Source organism: Acinetobacter sp. Marseille-Q1618, assembly GCF_902809855.1.
GTDB lineage: Bacteria > Pseudomonadota > Gammaproteobacteria > Pseudomonadales > Moraxellaceae > Acinetobacter.
In genome coordinates this window covers 480,519-500,018 of record NZ_CADDWJ010000001.1, presented here as the reverse complement: position 1 = coordinate 500,018, position 19,500 = coordinate 480,519, and the positions used below count along the sequence as shown (strand labels likewise).

The 19,500-nt window shown below is 36.3% G+C and carries 17 protein-coding genes and 1 CRISPR repeat array (1 of these 18 cut by a window edge); of the genes, 6 read left to right on the top strand and 11 right to left on the bottom strand.

The features are described from left to right. Positions 1-35 precede the first annotated feature (35 nt). From HUS24_RS02220 to HUS24_RS02210, 3 genes are all read left to right on the top strand, one after another. A complete protein-coding gene (locus HUS24_RS02220; protein ID WP_173910421.1) occupies positions 36-944 on the top strand; it encodes a pseudouridine synthase in 909 nt (302 codons plus the stop codon). Between the two features lie 100 nt (positions 945-1,044). Then, complete coding sequence (locus HUS24_RS02215) at positions 1,045-1,356, top strand: type II toxin-antitoxin system RelB/DinJ family antitoxin (protein ID WP_173910420.1); 312 nt, start codon at positions 1,045-1,047, stop codon at positions 1,354-1,356. A gap of 92 nt (positions 1,357-1,448) precedes the next feature. Next, positions 1,449-1,892, top strand: a complete 444-nt coding sequence (locus tag HUS24_RS02210) for a GNAT family N-acetyltransferase (RefSeq protein ID WP_173910419.1) — start codon at positions 1,449-1,451, stop codon at positions 1,890-1,892. A gap of 59 nt (positions 1,893-1,951) precedes the next feature. Here the strand turns inward: HUS24_RS02210 and HUS24_RS02205 are convergent, their stop codons facing one another. Beyond that, complete coding sequence (locus HUS24_RS02205) at positions 1,952-2,677, bottom strand: pseudouridine synthase (RefSeq protein ID WP_173910418.1); 726 nt, start codon at positions 2,675-2,677, stop codon at positions 1,952-1,954. A gap of 141 nt (positions 2,678-2,818) precedes the next feature. Between HUS24_RS02205 and HUS24_RS02200 the strand changes: the two genes are divergently transcribed. Beyond that, positions 2,819-3,280: a DUF441 domain-containing protein gene (locus HUS24_RS02200; protein WP_173910417.1), complete on the top strand. Its 462-nt coding sequence runs from the start codon at positions 2,819-2,821 to the stop codon at positions 3,278-3,280. Between the two features lie 238 nt (positions 3,281-3,518). Here the strand turns inward: HUS24_RS02200 and HUS24_RS02195 are convergent, their stop codons facing one another. Beyond that, complete coding sequence (locus HUS24_RS02195; RefSeq protein ID WP_173910416.1) at positions 3,519-4,502, bottom strand: ion transporter; 984 nt, start codon at positions 4,500-4,502, stop codon at positions 3,519-3,521. A gap of 238 nt (positions 4,503-4,740) precedes the next feature. Here HUS24_RS02195 and HUS24_RS02190 point away from each other — a divergent pair, with 238 nt between their 5' ends. After that, on the top strand, positions 4,741-6,099 hold the full coding sequence (locus HUS24_RS02190) for an amino acid permease (RefSeq protein WP_173910415.1): 1,359 nt from the start codon (positions 4,741-4,743) through the stop codon (positions 6,097-6,099). A 344-nt stretch (positions 6,100-6,443) separates the two neighbouring features. On the opposite strand, the gene HUS24_RS02185 is transcribed toward HUS24_RS02190, so the two are convergent. Further along, positions 6,444-7,469 carry a sensor domain-containing diguanylate cyclase gene (locus HUS24_RS02185; RefSeq protein WP_173910414.1) on the bottom strand — a complete coding sequence of 342 codons (1,026 nt, stop codon included), beginning with the start codon at positions 7,467-7,469 and terminating at the stop codon, positions 6,444-6,446. 213 nt (positions 7,470-7,682) lie between these two features. Here HUS24_RS02185 and HUS24_RS02180 point away from each other — a divergent pair, with 213 nt between their 5' ends. After that, positions 7,683-8,168, top strand: coding sequence for an Lrp/AsnC family transcriptional regulator (locus HUS24_RS02180; RefSeq protein WP_173910413.1), 486 nt, complete (start codon positions 7,683-7,685; stop codon positions 8,166-8,168). Positions 8,169-8,292: 124 nt separating this feature from the next. Here HUS24_RS02180 and HUS24_RS02175 read toward each other — a convergent pair whose 3' ends face one another. The 8 genes from HUS24_RS02175 to HUS24_RS02140 form a co-directional block, all read right to left on the bottom strand. Next, positions 8,293-9,036, bottom strand: a complete 744-nt coding sequence (locus tag HUS24_RS02175) for an SDR family NAD(P)-dependent oxidoreductase (RefSeq protein ID WP_173910412.1) — start codon at positions 9,034-9,036, stop codon at positions 8,293-8,295. A 249-nt stretch (positions 9,037-9,285) separates the two neighbouring features. Further along, a complete protein-coding gene (locus HUS24_RS02170) occupies positions 9,286-9,501 on the bottom strand; it encodes a hypothetical protein (protein WP_173910411.1) in 216 nt (71 codons plus the stop codon). 20 nt (positions 9,502-9,521) lie between these two features. After that, positions 9,522-11,198, bottom strand: a complete 1,677-nt coding sequence (locus HUS24_RS02165) for an ATP-dependent endonuclease (RefSeq protein ID WP_173910410.1) — start codon at positions 11,196-11,198, stop codon at positions 9,522-9,524. Between the two features lie 60 nt (positions 11,199-11,258). Continuing rightward, entirely contained in the window at positions 11,259-13,898 is a 2,640-nt protein-coding gene (locus HUS24_RS02160) for a bifunctional aconitate hydratase 2/2-methylisocitrate dehydratase (protein WP_173910409.1), read from the bottom strand. A 312-nt stretch (positions 13,899-14,210) separates the two neighbouring features. Beyond that, positions 14,211-14,480 carry a hypothetical protein gene (locus HUS24_RS02155; RefSeq protein WP_173910408.1) on the bottom strand — a complete coding sequence of 90 codons (270 nt, stop codon included), beginning with the start codon at positions 14,478-14,480 and terminating at the stop codon, positions 14,211-14,213. Positions 14,481-14,645: 165 nt separating this feature from the next. Beyond that, a complete protein-coding gene (locus HUS24_RS02150) occupies positions 14,646-15,551 on the bottom strand; it encodes a tetratricopeptide repeat protein (RefSeq protein WP_173910407.1) in 906 nt (301 codons plus the stop codon). Between the two features lie 112 nt (positions 15,552-15,663). After that, entirely contained in the window at positions 15,664-16,038 is a 375-nt protein-coding gene (locus HUS24_RS02145; RefSeq protein WP_173910406.1) for a hypothetical protein, read from the bottom strand. A gap of 151 nt (positions 16,039-16,189) precedes the next feature. Further along, complete coding sequence (locus tag HUS24_RS02140) at positions 16,190-17,650, bottom strand: NAD(P)/FAD-dependent oxidoreductase (protein ID WP_173910405.1); 1,461 nt, start codon at positions 17,648-17,650, stop codon at positions 16,190-16,192. Between the two features lie 683 nt (positions 17,651-18,333). Next, a CRISPR array of direct repeats spans positions 18,334-19,500; the repeat unit is 28 nt; unit sequence GTTCACTGCCATATAGGCAGCTTAGAAA (it continues 1,444 nt past the right edge of the window).

Below are 19,500 nucleotides of genomic sequence, written 5' to 3'. Positions count from 1 at the left end.
AATGTCAAAATATTTTGTTGAATGTTTCATGAAAAATGACTGCTTTAAAATTCAAACCACCGATGCTCAATGGCGTGAGTCCAAGCCAAGTTTATCTTCCCAAGCTTGAAACTCAGCCTGAAACTTTGTTGAGTTATTTATCTGAAAAATTTTCCCATATTTCATCACAAGAATGGCAACAACGCTTCTACGATCAACTTATTTTCGATGAAAATGGTCAAATTTTACATGTGGACAGCATCTATTTAGAAAATAGTCATATTTTTTATTATCGTTTTTTAGAAAATGAAACCCATGTGCCATTTAAAGAACAAATTTTATTTGAAAATGAGCATTTTATTGCTGTAGACAAACCACATTTTTTAACCATTAGCCCGACAGGACAATATTTACAAGAAACTTTACTGGTACGCTTAAAGAAAGCTACAAACAATCCTGAGCTAAGCCCGATTCATCGCCTAGATCGTGAAACTGCGGGGATTGTTTTATTTTCAAAACAAGCTGAAACACGTGGAATATACCAACAATTATTTGCACAAAGACAAGTGCAAAAAATTTATCATGCAATTGCTGCTTATCGTCCAGAATTGAATTTTCCACAAAGTGTCCACTTAAGAATGGAAAAAGGGCAGCCTTTTTACACTATGAAAATTACTGAAGGTGAAGTGAATTCTCATACAGAAATTGAGATGTTAGCTCACAATTCTACATGGGCAAAGTACCAACTAAAACCTGAAACTGGCAAACAACATCAATTAAGAGTACATTTAAATTACTTAAATATTCCTATAAAAAATGACCCATTTTACCCCGTTGTGACTCATAAAAATGAAGCTGATTTTTCTGAACCTTTGCAGCTCCTTGCTAAAGCACTTTCCTTTAAAGACCCCATCACTCAGCAGCAAATGCATTTTACCTCAAATTTTGAACTGATTTTGGTGTGACATTGTAATGACATTTTTTGTTTTTTCATGTCTAATCATTGAAATTACATTTAGTTTGATTAAAATAAAACCCTAACCGACTCTATGATTTGGCTCATTCATGCGAAAAACTGAAGTTTATCAAGTACGCCTTGATTCACAAGAAAAAAAACAAGCTTTTGCTGTCTTTAAGCAGTTGGGAATTACACCCGCCCAAGCAGTCCGTTTATTCTTTAAACAAGTAGTTTTAACCAAATCTATTCCCTTTGCGATTGAAAATCAAAATATTAATATGGAACAGTTGTTAAAATTAAAAAAAATCAAACAAGAACAGCTTCCCGCATCTGAACAAAATGATGCTTCAGTTTTGGATGAAGAAGATATTTTTGCAGAATTGAATGCAATTTTAAACGAACAAAGTGACAAAACTTAACAGTGTCGCATTTTTAAACAATTTTTTTAGTTGAATAATCAGTTTTTTAGTTATGCTCTTTTAGAATGATAACAAAATAGAAGAGAAACAAAATGATTGTAAGACGTGCGACAGAAACCGATTTAAAGCAACTTGCTATTCTGTTTGACGAATATCGTCAATTTTATGGTGCTTCTTCAAATATCTCAGAATCTTATCATTTCCTTAAACAACGCTTTGAAAACAGAGAAAGTGTAATTTTTATTCACATTAAAGATGATGCTATTACAGGTTTTGTTTTGTTATATCTAGGTTTTTCATCTTTGGCATGTTCTACTTATTATATTTTAGATGATGTGTATGTTACGCCTGTTTATCGTCGTCAAGGTTCTGCAAAACAGTTGATTGATACCGCAATTTTATTTGCACGACATGAAAATGCCTTGCGTATCAGCTTAGAAACGCAAAAATCAAATTATCAATCCCACCAACTCTATGAAAAAATGGGATTTGTCCGTGATGAAGAATTTTGCACTTACCATTGTTTCTTAAAATAAATTATTTCTTGTAAGAGAAAACTGACTTTCATTGTTTAACGAGCAGCACATTTACCTTGCTATTCTAAAGATTCAATCGATTCACTCTGATTTTTTGCAGCTTGAATCTGTTGTTCATTCAAATATAGATATTGCCCTTGTTCTAACCGCCCTAAATCTAGTAACCCTACTTGCTGGCGATGTAACTTCAGCACTTTATTTCCAACCGCAGCCAACATCCGTTTAACTTGATGATAAATGCCTTGATGAATCGTTAAAAACAATTGATACTCTGCTAATTTTTCAACCTGACTTGCAGCGTAAATACCTTTCTCGTTGCGTAACTCCACCCCTTGCAAAAGCTGTTCTATTTGGACTTGGCTAATCGGATCAGCGGTTTCTACCAGATATACTTTGGGGACATGTTTTTTCGGATGGGTTAAAGCCTGTAAAAACTGACCATCATCGGTTAGTAATAACATACCTGTCGTATCTTGGTCTAAGCGTCCAATGCACTGTACGCCTCGATTTAACAAGCATTCATCAAGTAAATCGAAAACACTAAAGTGATGGGTTGCTTGATGTGAGCATTCATAATTTTGGGGTTTATTCAGTGCTAAATAGACATGCTTTCGATATTGATATTCTTTTGAAAACACCTGAAATTTTAATTGTTGTTCAGAGATTTTAAATTTTAAATCTGTGATAACTTGCCCATCTATACTTACAGCACCATTTTTGATCAATTGCTGGCAATGCTTACGACTTCCAAAACCTTGAGACTGTAAAATTTTTTCCAATAGCATGATGCGCTACCCACATATTGATCAAGCCAGCCATTGTAGCGGAATCTATTGCTTTTGTGTGCCCTTGGCTCAGGATTCGGCTTATGCAGCGAATATCGTTATACTATTCATCTTCTCTCATCACGCTACCGCATTTCAACTATGAATTTTGTATCACATCTCGACTTAAATTTAATCGTACTTTTGGTTTTATTGGCATGTGGTATCTTTAGTCATAATAGTGCGGTGACGATTGCTGCTGCAGTACTGATCGTATTTCGTATTACTCCCCTCAATGAATATTTTTATCTATTGCAAAATCATGGCTTAAATATTGGTATTATCATTTTAACCATTAGCGTACTCACTCCGATAGCCAGCGGTAAAATCCCCGGTGATGCCATTTTAAAATCTTTTCTCAGTTGGAAATCACTACTGGCAATTGCAGTAGGCGTATTGGTCGCTTGGCTCGGTGGTCGCGGAGTGAAACTCATGAGTAATCAGCCTAATATTGTCGCAGGGCTCTTGATCGGAACTGTTGCAGGTGTGGCAATTTTACGTGGTGTCCCAGTTGGTCCGCTGATCGCAGCAGGGATTTTATCCATTATTATTGGACTTTCTTAAATATATCCGTTTCAGGAAAATTTAAATAAAAAACTCTTCCTAAACTTCTACTTACTGAAAGCAAAAGGAGTACTCAAATTTAAAGCAATCTGAAAATTATTTTTGCTAAAAATCTATTAAATATTTTCAAGCTTAATGACGCTCTGCTATATCGCAACACTACATTTTCATACATTGGTCTTCTCATGAAGAATATACAAACAAGTCGTGTGCGATATGTATTGTGATTGATTCAATTTTATTCAGGCAGTTTATGCCCACAATTTGGGCAAAAACAATATTTATTCTTTTCACGCTGTAAAGCTTCTTCTTTACGTTCACGGATAAGTTGCAAAATAATATCTCGGGTTTGTTCAGAAGATAAACCGACCTCCCTACGGATATCTTCTATTTTCTCTTCATCGTCAATAATGTCGATTTCACAACTTGCTAATAAATCTCGAAATTTTAATTCAAGCTGTTGTTTTCTTTGCTCTAATTCATTGGCTAAACCATTTGCCAAAATACCTGCAGGTAAAGCCGCCAAACCCACCCCAAGTATGGTAATTAATGCGCCGAGAAAACGTCCCAAAGGCGTGACTGGCGTTACATCCCCATAGCCTACCGTTGTCAAAGTTACTACCGCCCACCACATAGACGCAGGAATAGAGCTAAAAACGTCGGGTTGTATGCGACTTTCAACCACATAAATACCTGCTGCTGCCATCACAATCATAATCAATAAAATAAAAATAACTGCTTGAAATGAACCCTTTTCACGTTCAATCACACGTAATAAAATCTGTAAGGAGACAAAATAACGTGTTAGTTTTAACAGCCGTAGCAGACGTAAAATACGTAAGAAACGTAGGTCGATATGCACAAAGAAGTTGAGATAAGCAGGTAAAATTGCCAATAAGTCGATAATTGCAGCACCACTGGTTACATAGTTCCAACGCTGCTTCCACTCAGGCACAAAAGGTTCTTTTTCAACCACACTCCAAAACCTTAAAATATATTCTACGGTAAAAACCACAATCGAAATATTTTCAAAGGTATCAAAATAGAATTTATACAGTTTATAGATGTCATTCATCGACTCTAATAGCACTGCAATAACATTACCAATAATTAAAAAAATCAGTAAAAAGTTAATCGCTCGACTAAACTTAGTTTCATATTCATCGTCATGTAAATTGTTATAAACAAATTTACGTAGTGTGTACCAAGCGCTTAGTCTCATGTCTGATGCTGTGTTTTTTCGGTGGGTTAATGTTAATACCTTAGAATATATCTTTAAATTTTTTAGTTATTTTTTTAAAAAAAGTTATACATAACTTTTGCTTTTTAGACTTTTATCATTCCCCATACTGAATATTCATAAATTAAATTTCATTTATACATAAATTTTTATTATAGTAACCCTCACTTATTTTTCAGCCTTCGCTGTCTTTCTCACCTTTTACATAAATGGATCATTTATGTCATCGCAAAAGCAAAGCCAACTTAAACATGGCTTAAGTAACCGCCACATTCAACTAATCGCTTTGGGCGGATCAATCGGGACTGGACTTTTTCTTGGAATTTCACAAACCATTAAACTTGCTGGCCCTTCAGTCATTTTAGGTTATGCCATTGCGGGTTTAATCGCCTTTTTTATGATGCGCCAACTCGGTGAAATGGTGGTTGAAGAACCTGTAAGTGGCTCGTTTAGCTATTTTGCTTATAAGTTTTGGAGTCCATTTGCAGGCTTTATGTCAGGTTGGAACTATTGGGTACTCAACATTTTAGTGTGTATGGCAGAACTTAGCGCCATCGGTTTATATGTGCAATATTGGTGGCCTGACATCCCAACTTGGGTGTCTGCACTGGCTTTCTTTTTATTAATCAATGCGATTAATTTAACGCACGTCAAAGTCTTTGGGGAAATGGAGTTTCTATTTTCCATCATTAAAATCGTGGCAATTATTGGCATGATTGGCTTTGGTGCGTGGCTTTTAGCAAGTGGTCATGCAGGTGAAACTGCCTCCATCTCCAACTTATGGGCATTAGGTGGCTTTTTCCCCAATGGATTAACTGGTTTAGTCATGGCTATGGCGATTATCATGTTTTCATTTGGTGGCATTGAATTGGTCGGGATCGCTGCAGCAGAAACCAAAAATCCAAGCAAGACCATTCCTAAAGCGGTGAATCAAATCGTCTATCGTGTTCTATTGTTTTATGTGTTGACGATCGTCGTTTTGTTGTCTTTATTTCCTTGGAATCAAATTGCAGAAGGTGGTAGTCCATTTGTGCTAATTTTTGATTCATTGGGAAGTCAGGGCGTGGCGACCATTTTAAATTTTGTGGTTTTAACTGCTGCAATTTCGGTTTATAACGGCACAAGTTATGGCACGAGTCGCATGTTGCTCGGACTTGCAGAACAAGGTAATGCACCCAAATTTTTACGTAAAATTAATCAACGCGGGATTCCTTATGCTGCGATTTTAAGTTCTGCCTTAGTGACTTTAATTTGCGTTGTGCTGAATTATATTTTCCCAGAAAAGGCTTTTAAATTACTGATGAGTTTGGTGGTATCAGCAATCGTTATTAATTGGATGATGCTGGCATGTACGCATTTAAAATTTAAACAAAAAATGCAGAGTCTTAGTAAAACAACACTTTTCCCTGCGATTGCTTATCCACTCAGTAATTATATTTGTATTGCTTTTATGTTTGGTATCTTAGCGATTATGTGGCTGACGCCTGATATGCGTATTGCAGTTTTATTGATTCCCGTTTGGATTATTTGTTTAAGTTTTGCTTATTGGTTAAAGCAGAAAAAAGCGAATGTGAGGTAAATAGTTGGCATTGAATACATATTTAAACTAAGTTGCGGACAGTATCTTTAAAGGCACCCTTCCGCTAAAGATACTGTCCGCAGAATCAAAGCCAGTCTCCCAAATGTCTTTGATTGAATAGGTTTATTTTAGGCAAATTCAGCTTAAAATGTTTTTCTTATTTCAGCTTAATTTTAGTTATTTTTGAAAAAATTTTTCTTTATATAAAAGCTTAAAGAAAATATTTATCAACTCTCTGCTTTAAGACACTGGTTAACCTCTATTTTTCAGTAAAAGAATGAAAAATTTAAGCATGCCTAATTAAAATCTAATAAATTTTTACTTACACTATTGAAAATATACAATTAATTATTGTTTTGCTTTTCAATTTGAACTGATTTTCTCTCACGCTTATCTTCATACATATTTAAATCTGCGCACTCGATTAACTGATCTACACCTTCTGCATCTTTCGGAAAAATTGCCAAGCCTAAACTTGCACCAATTTTTAAATCAACATTTTCAAATACAAAAGGTAAGCCACAGGCTTCAGAAATACGATTCATAGCAGTTTTTGCTAGCTCTTGATTTTCCACTGAAGATAAAATCACAGCAAACTCATCACCACCTAAACGTGCGACCAAGTCATCGTGTCGTGTAGATTTTTTTATGCGCTCAGCAATTTCTTTGAGTGCAGCATCCCCCAAGCGATGCCCATATTCATCATTGATCCGTTTTAGACCATCCATATCGATCATTAAAACACCTAATTTTTTATTATTTTGTTTGGCTGTAAGTAATCCTTGACGCAAACAATCCAAAAACAATGCTCGATTTGCCAATCCTGTGAGCTGATCTTTTGTAGCAAGCTTATAGAGCTCATGTGCGCCAAATCGAGTGGCATGATACATCGCTGCCGCAATCAGCTCCGACATTAAGGTTAAAAGTTGTAGATCACCTTCTTTAAATGCGGAGACTTGTTCTGCATAAATTTTGAGAACACCAATCGCATCACCACAATGAATCAGTGGAACCACTGCCATCGAACGTAATCCAACTTTTCGACAAGCAACTTTATCTACACGCTCATCAAGTTCACTGTCTTCACAATATAAAATTTTATTTTCTGCGACACATAATCCCGACAAACTGTTTTCTTGATTTAAACGTAAGCCAAGCAAATGCGCTGCCCCGCCTGATACAGCACGATAAACCATTTCCCCATCTTCGGCTAACTCGACCACTGCCCCTTTTGCTTTTGTGATCAGTTGGGCTTGTTCCGCCACCAATGTCATGACGGCATTTAAATCTAAACCAAGTTTAGCAATCGCAGTTTGAGTTTGAATAACTGCCATCAGTTGTTTTTGGGTAGGCTGTTTGGTTTTCGGCATATTCTAAAAGGTAGAATTTGGAGATAATTTTATTCTAAAAATAATTTTATTTTTTGTATAGTTACTTTCAGTAGAGTTGTTTGACAGGTTTCAAACTTTCGCGTGTTTAATGCTGCTTTTTACAGCAAACTGACAGAGATTTGTTGTTTTGCATTTCATCATTGAGCATAGTGTTATAAGCTTTTTTTTAATTGAAATATCATTTAATTTGTCATGACTGATTCTCTTTACCAACTTGATCGTATTGATCGAAAAATTTTATCTGAGCTTCGTAAAGATGGTCGGTTGAGTGTGACCGAACTGGCTGAAAAGGTAAATCTGTCGACTTCCCCGTGTTGGACTCGTTTAAAGCGTTTGGAAAATGCCCATATTATTGATGGTTATACCGCAAATATTAATCCGAAAGCCTTAGGTATTAATGAGTTATTTTTTATTGAAATTACACTTGAACGACATGATGATGAAATTTTAGATGAGTTTAGTCATGCCCTTGCCAATATGCCTGAAGTTGTTGAAGCGCATTTAGTCACAGGTGATTATGATTATTTGGTGAAAGTTGCAGTAAAAAATGCAGAGCATTATGAGCGTTTTTTACGGAAAAATTTATACTCAATGAAAGGCATACGTCATACACGCTCTATTTTTGCGTTAAGACCTTTAAAGTTAGCAAATAGCGCAGATTTGTTGATGATTGAATAACTTTCAATTTTTCATAATCATCGTTCTGTTATAAGTTTTTAATTTTTCTGATTTTAAAATAAATGAAGCATTAGCACAGATACATATATCTAGCTGTGCTAATTACAACTATGGTTTGTTTACTTTATTGAGCAGTATAACCACCATCTACTAAGATCGCTGTACCATTTACAAAAGAAGCCTCATCACTTGCAAGAAATAGAACAACATTTGCAACTTCTTCAGGCTGACCTAAGCGTCCAATTGGATGCAATTTAGCGAGTGTTTCTTTTTGGCGTTCATCCGCCGCACTCAACAATGGCGTATCAATATACCCTGGACATACGGCATTAATACGTATTCCTTTGGCTGCATAATCGATAGCAAGTGTTTGGGTGAGTAGTTTTACACCAGCTTTCGCTGCAGCATATGCTGTTACACCCTTTTTGCCGACCCAACTATGGATTGAACCACAATTCACAATCACGCCTTGTTTATTTTCTGCTAGCCAATATTCAATGGCATATTTATCCAGTAAATACACTGCTGTTAAGTTAATATCTATGGTTTTTTGCCAGCGATCTACGGGTAACTGGTCAATTGGCGCATCCATCGCCACACCAGCATTGGCAAAGACAATATCGAGACCAGAAAATGTATCCACTGTGTGTTGGATTAAGGCTTTATTTTCTTGTTCGTTGCGTACATCTATTTGGAAATAACTGGTGGTAAAACCTTGTTGATTAAGTTCATCACTCACTGTTTGTCCATGCTGACTTAAATCGGCAATAACTACTTTAGCGCCATTTTTGCAGAATGACTTTACCGTTGCTAAGCCAATCCCACTTGCACCACCTGTTACGATCACTACTTTATTGTTAAAACTCATCTTTTTCATCCTTAAGCCATTACCTGTTTTATAAATAACATATCTCAGGCTAAAAACCCATTAAGTAAGCACGTCTGGTATGTTCTGATTTATTTTTCTCAATTTTTAGAATCTTGTTTTGGCTAAATTTCTTGTTTTATGTTTTAATGGAAACAGTATGAGATGAGCCTTATATGAGTATCATGCGAGTGATACGACTAGCCCCCTGAATCAGGGGGCTTTTTAATGTCTAGAATTTTAATTTTTCGATTATTGAATGTCAAAGACCCATTTTTTAGCATCTACATCACTGGTCGTTTCACAAACATAATAGTCATGATCCCAAGCATCTTGGTTGAAAATTTCCTTTTTAAAGTAAGTCACTTGTTTGCCATTTTCGATACAAATAAAGCTGTCACCTTGATCTTTGACTTGTGTTCCGTTGAGGAAACCACCTATACAGAGGAATCGGGATTGTTTGGACATTAATAAATTTCCACATTATTTTATTTAATAAAATAATTTTCTAATTGAATTATCAAGTTATCAACAAATGGTAAATTATGAGAAGAAATATTTTCATAAAGATTATACGTTTTTGATTTTTGTGCAATTAGCTTCTTTAAATCTGTCAGATCATTTAAAGTAACTGTCTTACCCATCGACTGTAATATTTCCGTTAATGCATCACTCCATTTGATTTTCTTTTTTGAAAACTGTGTGTTAATTATATCTATACCAAATTTATCTAAAATTAAATCTTTATAAAAATCTGTTTTTAGCAAGTTTTCTAATTCAGATTCAAGCATTCCCAAACAAACAACATGACTATAAGATTTTTGATCTAACTCTTTACTTGCTAATAATTTAGCAATAGTTGATTTTGCCGCTGAATCGTTATCTACTATCACAAAACAAGAACATAGTTGATCTATATACCACTTAAGGTTGTATACCAATTTACTTTCACCATCAATTGAAACTATCGCCAAATCTCCATCTTTAATTAGTCTTGTTATTTTTGAGCTTTTTTCTTGGATAAGTTTTGTGAGAAATATTTTATCACTTTCACCTTCGACTAAAATAATTTTATTTGAGTGTACCAAATTATCAGATGTTCTAACTCCTAAACATTCACGTATTTCTTTAATTTTTTTTACGGCTTTAACTTTATTATTTGAAACTAAAATATTATTAGACAATTTATCTCTATGAACGAATACAGGATTATGAGTGGAAATAATTAATTGATTTTCACTCGACAATTCCTCTAATGCAGATTTCAAACTATGCATTGCCGAAGGGTGTAAATGAGACTCTGGCTCTTCAATAGCTATAATTGAAGCCCCATTATGTATTTTTTGCCTATCTTTTAATAAACCAACAGCAGCAAGACTTTTAACACCATCTCCTTTAAACTGGATATTTGTTTTATTTCCATCATCAATTTCTATAAAGTAATCTTTCCGAAGCCGATATTTACGCTCATAGTCGGATATACCTAAACTAACACTGTTAATATTAGGTAAGAATTTTTGTAGAGAAGTTTCAATAGTTCTTGATACCCTATCTAACACAGGTTTCTGCAATCCTTCAATTACATTTAAAGCCTCTTTATAAGGTAACTCGTTTTCAAGTCGCGCTAACTCTTCTTCAATCATTTCATTAATTGCTGAAATGGCTTCACGCTCTGTACGAACAGCTGGTATGTATGTAAACTGAATTCGCTCGGCTATATATTTAGAAATAATTGCAGATTTTTTCGTTAAAGAACTGCTCCCCCTCTTTGGTACTAAAAATTCAGGAATACTTTTCTCATCAAATGTAATTTCAATACATAGATCACCATTAGTATTACTTTTAATTACTTTTTTAAATTCTAGTTGTTCAATTTCATCCAGCTCAAAATACAATCTGAAAACTGTTTCTTTTTTTATTCTTGATTTATTTTGTAGTGAAATTGGAAAATCTCTATCCCATTCATACCTAACACTACGGCTGGAACGATTTCTTATGCTACGTCCGTGACTTATCAATGCATCCATAGCCATCTTAAGAGCAAGAAGTACAGTTGTTTTCCCCTCATTATTACGCCCCACTAGTACAGAATACTCAGTTAAGTCAATCTCACTCCCATCTGTAATACTTCTAAAATTTTTAATAGTAAATTTAGTTAATTTCATATAAAAAAGCCCCACCCAAGTGGAGCTTTTATAACTTAATTTAATTTATTTTTCAACATATTAGCTTAATTGAGCAGCAGCAATTTTCTTGGTATCTACTTCTTTAGATGCGTCTGTATAAGACTCCATCTTGTCAAAGCTTAAGTATTGATAGATATCAGCAGACATGCTGTCAATTTGAGCCGCATACTGTTGGTATTCTTCTGGAGTTGGTAATTTACCAAGTACAGCAGCAACAGAAGCAAGTTCAGCAGACGCTAAGTAAACGTTAGCACCTTGACCTAAACGGTTCGGGAAGTTACGCGTAGAAGTCGATACACAAGTTGTGTTCGGTGCTACACGTGCTTGGTTACCCATACATAATGAACAACCTGGCATCTCAGTACGCGCGCCAGCTTTACCATAAGTATTATAGAAACCTTCTTCCATCAATTGACGCTCGTCCATACGCGTTGGAGGAGCCAACCATAAACGCGTAGATAAAGAACCACCAGGAACTTTCTCTAACAATTTACCCGCTGCACGGAAGTGACCGATGTTCGTCATACATGAACCAACGAATACTTCGTCAATTTTCACGCCTTGAACGTCAGATAACAATTTCGCATCATCTGGATCGTTTGGACAGCAAAGAACTGGTTCAGTGATGGTCGCAAGGTCAATTTCATATACTTTCGTATATTCTGCATCAGCATCAGCTTTAAGAAGTGATGGATTCGCTAACCATTTTTCCATGTTCTCAACACGACGAGCCATCGTACGTGCATCGCCATAACCTTCAGAAATCATCCACTTAAGCATAGTGATGTTTGAACGAAGGTATTCAGCAACTTTCTCTTCAGAAAGCGTGATCGAACAACCCGCAGCAGAACGTTCAGCAGAAGCATCAGAAAGTTCGAATGCTTGCTCAACAGTTAAGTCAGTTTCCATTTCTGTTAAGTCGATCTCTAAGATACGACCAGAGAAGATGTTTTTCTTACCTTTCTTCTCTACAGTTAAGTCGCCTTCTTGGATCGCAACGTAAGGAATCGCATGTACGAGGTCACGTAGTGTGATACCAGGTTGCATTTTACCTTTGAACTTAACAAGAACAGACTCAGGCATGTCTAGGGGCATAACACCAGTTGCAGCAGCGAACGCTACAAGACCAGAACCTGCAGGGAATGAAATACCGATTGGGAAACGAGTATGTGAGTCACCACCAGTACCGACTGTATCTGGAAGAAGCATACGGTTTAACCAAGAGTGGATAATACCGTCACCTGGACGAAGTGAAACACCGCCACGGTTCATGATGAAATCAGGAAGCGTGTGTTGCATTTGCACGTCAACTGGTTTTGGATATGCAGCAGTGTGACAGAAAGATTGCATAACGAGGTCAGCAGAGAAACCTAAGCATGCTAAGTCTTTCAATTCATCACGCGTCATTGGACCAGTTGTATCTTGCGAACCAACAGTCGTCATTTTAGGTTCGCAGTAAGTACCTGGACGAACACCTTGACCTTCAGGAAGACCACAAGCGCGACCTACCATTTTTTGTGCTTGCGTGAAGCCTTTACCAGTATTCTCAGGTTGAACTGGCGCACGGAATAAAGTAGAAGCAGGAAGACCTAAAGCTTCACGTGCTTTTGCAGTTAAACCACGACCAACGATCAAGTTAATACGACCACCAGCACGTACTTCGTCTAGAAGAACAGGGGTTTTAAGTTCAGCTTCAGCGATTTGAGCGCCATCTTTGAACGCTGTTACTTTCGCTGCAGCATGGTCGATTTTTAACGTAATTTCATCGCCCATGTTCATGTTTTGAACATCGATTTCTACTGGTAATGCACCAGCATCTTCCATGGTGTTGAAGAAAATCGGAGCGATCTTAGAACCTAAGCAGTAACCACCGTCTTTTTTGTTCGGGATGTGAGCGATTTCGTCACCAAAGAACCAAAGCACAGAGTTCGTTGCAGATTTACGAGATGAACCTGTACCAACAACGTCACCCACATAAGCAACTTGATTGCCTTTTGCGATCAATTCTTTGATTTGGTTTAATGGACCAACTTCACCAGGAACTTCTGGGTTGATACCATCACGCACGTTTTTAAGCATTGCGTTAGCATGTAACGGAATGTCTGGACGGCTCCAAGCATCTTGTGCTGGTGACAAGTCATCAGTGTTGGTTTCGCCAGTGACTTTGAAAACTGTAAGTTTGATTTCTTCAGGAACATCTTTACGACTTGTGAACCATTCAGCATCAGCCCAAGATTGCATAACCGCTTTTGCATTTGCATTACCTGCTTTTGCTTTGTCAGCAACATCATGGAACGCATCAAATACAAGAAGTGTTTTCTTCAATGCTTCAGCAGCTAACTCACCTAGCGCTGCATCATCCAGCAATGCAACCAATGGTGCAACGTTATAACCACCAAGCATAGTACCTAGTAAGTAAACCGCACGTTCTTTAGAAACTAGTGGAGAAGTTGCTTCGCCTTTTGCCACAGCAGCTAAGAAAGCAGCTTTTACATAAGCAGCTTGGTCAACACCTGCAGGAACACGGTTTTCAAGCAAATCAACTAAGAATGCTTCTTCGCCTGCTGGTGGATTTTTTAATAATTCAACTAATGCAGCAGTTTGAGCATCGTCAAGTGGCTTCGGTGGGACTCCGAGTGCGGCACGTTCTTCAACGTGTTGGCGGTAAGCTTCTAGCACGGTGTTATTCCTCTTTTTTAAAAAATTACTTGTAAATTCCAGCTTAGTAAAAGCTTTACAAGTAATATGGACTGTCAAATTTTACTAAAAATCAAGTCAAAAGTTAATGCAAGCAGCGTGTTAATTCGTGATGACCGTTATTTTATAAATAAATAGTGGCTGTATTTCACTAGATTTTATCCAATACATCTCACTTTGCCTGATTTCTTGCTCATTTATAAAATGAAAATACTTACATTACGTTTAACAGATTGTCATTCGTAAAAAAGGCAACTTATGTTGCCTTGATTGAATGGATTTTAAAATACCACCTTAGTGGACTGTGGTACTGCGTAAATAGTTTTGAAACGCGTCTTTACACCCTTCAAATTTGATGCAAATCTCATCTTCATGCAGCATAGCATGTGCCGCACTGGCAAATGAAATATGAACTTGATAAATCTTAGCACGTTCATCAATGATCTGACGAATATGCACCTGATCACCTAAACTTAACACATAATGACTTCCGCTAATCACAGCGACACCTTGGTCATCTTCAACGAGCAAGTCAGCATTGTGTAAATACGCAACAACTTCCATGGAATGCTCCTTTACTGTGCTTTCTATTTCTATATTTTATATATGCTTTTCACTTTTTATGCTAATCATTTTTTATTGCAAAATAGTTCAAAAATATACTTAAATGCAAAAAGCCATGCTGCTTTATAGCATGGCTTAAGTTGTTTCATTTACATCTGCACAAACTTAACTTATTGGACATTCAATCGCTGTATAGACTTTTCCATCGACCATACTTTTCACTTCACGACAACCTCGTGCATCGGTTTGCGCACTCTGTAACATTGCAATAGCTTCAGGTACACCTGCTGCTGCCGCTTCTTGTATCAATTGATAGGCTTTGTCCTGATCCTTTTTCACACCTACCCCTTGATAATAGGCAAGCGCAAGATTAACTTTTGCTTTTGGCTCTCCGAGTTCAACCGCTTTTTCTAAAAGTTGCACTGCTTTTTTATCATTTTGTTTTACACCATCACCACGACTATAAAGTGTCGCTAAGTTAGCATAGGCTAAAGCATTATTCTGCTTTACGCCTTTTTCCAAATATTCAACGGCTTTTTTATAATCTTGTTGAACCCCTGTCCCTTTATAATACATCCAACCTAGATTATTCAGTGCCAAGCCATGATTTTGTTTAGCTGCGGCCTCTGTCCACTTGATTCCCAACGCTATATTTTTCGGTAAAATTTCACCTGTTAAATAATAACTTCCCAAAGTCACTTGAGTATGCGCATGCCCTGATTCAGCAACTTCAGTTAAAAATTTAGTCGCTTCCGCAAGGTCTTGTTTCGAGGCATTCGCACGATGCAATAAAATCATCCCTGCCATATATTTTGACTGAGTATCTCCTAAAGCAGCACCTTTTCTTGAATATTGCAGTGCTTTTTGATCGTCTTTTACAACATTCTCACCTTTGGCATACATCGTAGTCAGTTGTTGAATCGCTTCAATATCGCCTTGATCAGCTTTTTTAATCAATTGTTGCGTATTTTCCGAACTCACTTTTGGCGCTGCATAAGTCGCTCCACTTACCCCCAACAACAATGAAAAACTGAGTGTATAAAAATATTGTTTCGTTTTAATCAATTTCATAATAACCTTATAATGATTTTAAAAAATACAATGAATTACATAGATATAATTAGAATGATATTAAAACAGTGAGTATAAACTCAATCCTTAGATACATAAAAAAACCGTTCGATTAGAACGGCTTATAATCTGGCATTTTTTTAGGATCGTGTGGTGTATTTAAACATTGCTCATAAGCTTGCTGTTTAAACTTGATTTGCACAGCATCTTTGTCTGCTTTTAGTTCAGCATCAGACACTGCATAAATTCTTTCTAGATAGTCTAAAACAAAGCCCTTTGTTGTAGGATCGGTGACTTTATTTGCATAATCTAAAGCTTCTTTTTTAGTAATGCCATTTTGACGATCTAAAGTAATTGAACGTGCTGCATTACCAATACTTGTACAATAGCCTTTCCAAATTTCTTCAGGAGTTGCAGCTTTTTTTTCAGCACAACCCGATAAGACCAAAACTGTACCAAATACAGTGCAAATGACTGACTTTTTCATAAATCTCTCCTATCGAGGCTTATGATACTGAATTTGGTGTAAATTGGGAGTTTTTATTGTCAAATTCACCAAATTAGTTCACCCAAGAAAACCCATCAACAAAAAACGAAGAGCATTGATGCTCTTCGTTCTTATCTAAAATTTCTATTTTTTAAGAATAGAAATGATGATCTTTGGCTTTAAAGTTATTGGTTTTTAAATGGTAGGTAAAACTAAAACCTGGGTACATTGCAATAATGTGTCCACTTTTGTTTTTATACCAACTATTACAACCACCTGTTTTCCATACCGTTTTGTCCATTTCTTTATGAATCATCGTGGTATATTTATCTTCTGCTTTTTCAGTGACTTCGATGGCTTTGCGACCTTTATCAATCGTAGCTTCAATAGCTTTCATAATATAGTTCATTTGTGATTCGATAATGAAAATCGCTGAAGTATGTCCAATCCCTGTATTTGGTCCAATCACCATAAAGAAGTTAGGAAAATCAGGAATCGTGGTACCTAAATATGCGCGTGGGAAATCACTCCATTTATCGCCCAATGCTTGTTTCTTTTTACCAATAATTGGATAAGAAATTGGACCATCTGTTGCATCATAACCTGTTGAATAAATAATCAGATCTAGATCAATATGCTCGCCTTTACTGGTATTAATCCCTGTTTTATCGATTGAAGCAACGCTGGAATCTTTAGTATGCAAAGTCACATTATCTTGGCACATCGCAGGATATAAAGTATTAGAAATAATAATACGTTTACAACCAATAGTATAATCAGGTGTAACTGCTGCACGTAATTTTGGATCTTTGATTTGCTTCTTAATGAAATTTTTCGCTTCTCGTTGTGCGATCAAATTTAATGCCAATTTTGAATATTTAAAGCCAATTAAGCGAGTTTCAAGTTGCCAATAGACGGCTGTTCGTACAGCTTTATGAATGTATTTATTTCCGATCATTTTTTGTTGAATTGGGCTAAATTTATAGTCTGGTCGAGGTAGAACCCAATGCGGTGTACGCTGGAAAATATGTAATTCAGCAACATCCCCAGCAATGGCTGGAATCACCTGTGCAGCACTTGCACCACTTCCAATTACAGCAACTTTTTTGCCTTTGTAATCATAGCTATGATCCCAATCATTGGTATGGAAGCTTCTGCCTTTAAATGTATCTTTCCCTTTAAAATCCGGAATAACTGGCGTACTTAATGGACCAGATGCATTAATTAAAAACTGTCCATAGAAAGTTTCACCATTTTCAGTATCAACAGCCCAATGATGCTGTTCATTGTTCCATTCAACTTTGGTGACATTACAGTTGGTCTTGGTTTTTTCACGTAATTTATATTTGTCGATCACATGGTTCGTATACACTTCCAACTCTTTCTGATCGGCAAACATTTGGCTCCAAGCATAAGGTTCATGTGAAATTGAATATAAAGGTGATTGCACATCAACAGCTGCCCCCGGATAACTGTTTTGGCACCATGTTCCCCCTACAAAATCTCGACGCTCAAGGATAACAAAGTCGGACATCCCCTTTTTCAATAAGTTAATCGCAGCACACTGCCCACCAAAACCACTTCCAATAATGATCGTTTGATATTTTTTCATATGACAACTCCATTGAGTTTATTTATTTTTACTCAACTCATAATTTCAATTTTCTGAACAAATTGTGGCGCCACTATCAAAATAAATCTGACAATGAATATTGTCAATATAAACCATAAAAAAATTATGTGATTTATTTATAAGCATAATAAAGCACACTCATGGTGCAACAAATATCGGTATTTGTCGGACAATATGCATTTATTTTTAAAATTCTGACAAAAATATGAAAATACAAAACTTCTTTCAATTATTTATTTTATTAAAATAAACAAAAACTTATAAATTTTATACCTATATTTGATACATAAATACGCTCTAGATTTTTTAATATGAATCCTAGATAAGAGATTATTCAGGAAATAAATATTTGTACATCAATAGTGCTATCATCCCAAAATTAGCACTGACAAGAGACTTTTCCGCGGTCATTTCATTTTAAATTTGCACTCAAATCATCCTTTGTGATCCTCAACTTATGTAAGAATACACTGATCATAAGATAATTTTTTGAAATAAGTTTAAAAGTGTTTTGACAAACCTAAGTTTTTACCCCAATATTTTCTTACTCCTTAACATTTTAAATAAATCAATAAGTTATAAAACTACAAAAAACTTTGGGTGTTTTGTTATTTTTAATACTAACCCACTGTTATTTTGATGTTTTATTGCTTAAAATTACTGTTCACTGCCATATAGGCAGCTTAGAAACGCAAGTGTTTGAGCATTTGCAAAAGTAGGTGGTTCACTGCCATATAGGCAGCTTAGAAAGGATGCTCTTGCTGCTGCTGCAAATAAATACTGTTCACTGCCATATAGGCAGCTTAGAAATGAGACTTTTGAGCGCATGGCAATCGTTGAGCGTTCACTGCCATATAGGCAGCTTAGAAACAATGATTCGCAAAGCAGTACTCACTATACCCGTTCACTGCCATATAGGCAGCTTAGAAATGTTGTATTTAAAGCACCTGCATCAATGACACCGTTCACTGCCATATAGGCAGCTTAGAAATGTTGTATTTAAAGCACCTGCATCAATGACACCGTTCACTGCCATATAGGCAGCTTAGAAAATTATCGAAATGCAGAGAGTTGATAAGCGGAAGTTCACTGCCATATAGGCAGCTTAGAAAAATCGTCAGGCGCTTGTAGAATCCCTGTATGTGTTCACTGCCATATAGGCAGCTTAGAAATTCTTGTTGTTGAAACTGATTTTGATTCACTGGTTCACTGCCATATAGGCAGCTTAGAAAAATAAAACTAAAAGTGACCTTGCTAAAACTCAGTTCACTGCCATATAGGCAGCTTAGAAAATTCGGTGTATCAAAAGCTAAACCGTCTGATTGTTCACTGCCATATAGGCAGCTTAGAAAAGTAATACTGTTTGTCATCCTCAACAGTTGTAGTTCACTGCCATATAGGCAGCTTAGAAAAATCCACATGGGAAATACCGTCTTTAGCTGGGGTTCACTGCCATATAGGCAGCTTAGAAAAGTCGTATGTGAAGCTGCACAAGTTGTTATTAGTTCACTGCCATATAGGCAGCTTAGAAATTAGCAAGAACTTTAGAAACTTGTGAAGCAGTGTTCACTGCCATATAGGCAGCTTAGAAATCATATACATCATCTTAAGTACTCCTTAGAATGTTCACTGCCATATAGGCAGCTTAGAAACGCGGATGTCGGGCATTTTTTTTATCTCAAAAGTTCACTGCCATATAGGCAGCTTAGAAATCTACCTCTACCGCCCACGCATTAATATCTAAGTTCACTGCCATATAGGCAGCTTAGAAATTTTTTTCCAGTGATTAATCGTAATATTCCACGTTCACTGCCATATAGGCAGCTTAG

Coding starts and splice junctions, on each gene's coding strand:
- HUS24_RS02180 (WP_173910413.1), top strand. CDS start 7,683: ATGACTGATTCTCTTTACCAACTTGATCGTATTGATCGAAAAATTTTA.
- HUS24_RS02150 (WP_173910407.1), bottom strand. CDS start 15,551: ATGAAATTGATTAAAACGAAACAATATTTTTATACACTCAGTTTTTCA.
- HUS24_RS02165 (WP_173910410.1), bottom strand. CDS start 11,198: ATGAAATTAACTAAATTTACTATTAAAAATTTTAGAAGTATTACAGAT.
- HUS24_RS02195 (WP_173910416.1), bottom strand. CDS start 4,502: ATGAGACTAAGCGCTTGGTACACACTACGTAAATTTGTTTATAACAAT.
- HUS24_RS02175 (WP_173910412.1), bottom strand. CDS start 9,036: ATGAGTTTTAACAATAAAGTAGTGATCGTAACAGGTGGTGCAAGTGGG.
- HUS24_RS02200 (WP_173910417.1), top strand. CDS start 2,819: ATGAATTTTGTATCACATCTCGACTTAAATTTAATCGTACTTTTGGTT.
- HUS24_RS02190 (WP_173910415.1), top strand. CDS start 4,741: ATGTCATCGCAAAAGCAAAGCCAACTTAAACATGGCTTAAGTAACCGC.
- HUS24_RS02170 (WP_173910411.1), bottom strand. CDS start 9,501: ATGTCCAAACAATCCCGATTCCTCTGTATAGGTGGTTTCCTCAACGGA.
- HUS24_RS02140 (WP_173910405.1), bottom strand. CDS start 17,650: ATGAAAAAATATCAAACGATCATTATTGGAAGTGGTTTTGGTGGGCAG.
- HUS24_RS02220 (WP_173910421.1), top strand. CDS start 36: ATGACTGCTTTAAAATTCAAACCACCGATGCTCAATGGCGTGAGTCCA.
- HUS24_RS02155 (WP_173910408.1), bottom strand. CDS start 14,480: ATGGAAGTTGTTGCGTATTTACACAATGCTGACTTGCTCGTTGAAGAT.
- HUS24_RS02205 (WP_173910418.1), bottom strand. CDS start 2,677: ATGCTATTGGAAAAAATTTTACAGTCTCAAGGTTTTGGAAGTCGTAAG.
- HUS24_RS02215 (WP_173910420.1), top strand. CDS start 1,045: ATGCGAAAAACTGAAGTTTATCAAGTACGCCTTGATTCACAAGAAAAA.
- HUS24_RS02185 (WP_173910414.1), bottom strand. CDS start 7,469: ATGCCGAAAACCAAACAGCCTACCCAAAAACAACTGATGGCAGTTATT.
- HUS24_RS02145 (WP_173910406.1), bottom strand. CDS start 16,038: ATGAAAAAGTCAGTCATTTGCACTGTATTTGGTACAGTTTTGGTCTTA.
- HUS24_RS02210 (WP_173910419.1), top strand. CDS start 1,449: ATGATTGTAAGACGTGCGACAGAAACCGATTTAAAGCAACTTGCTATT.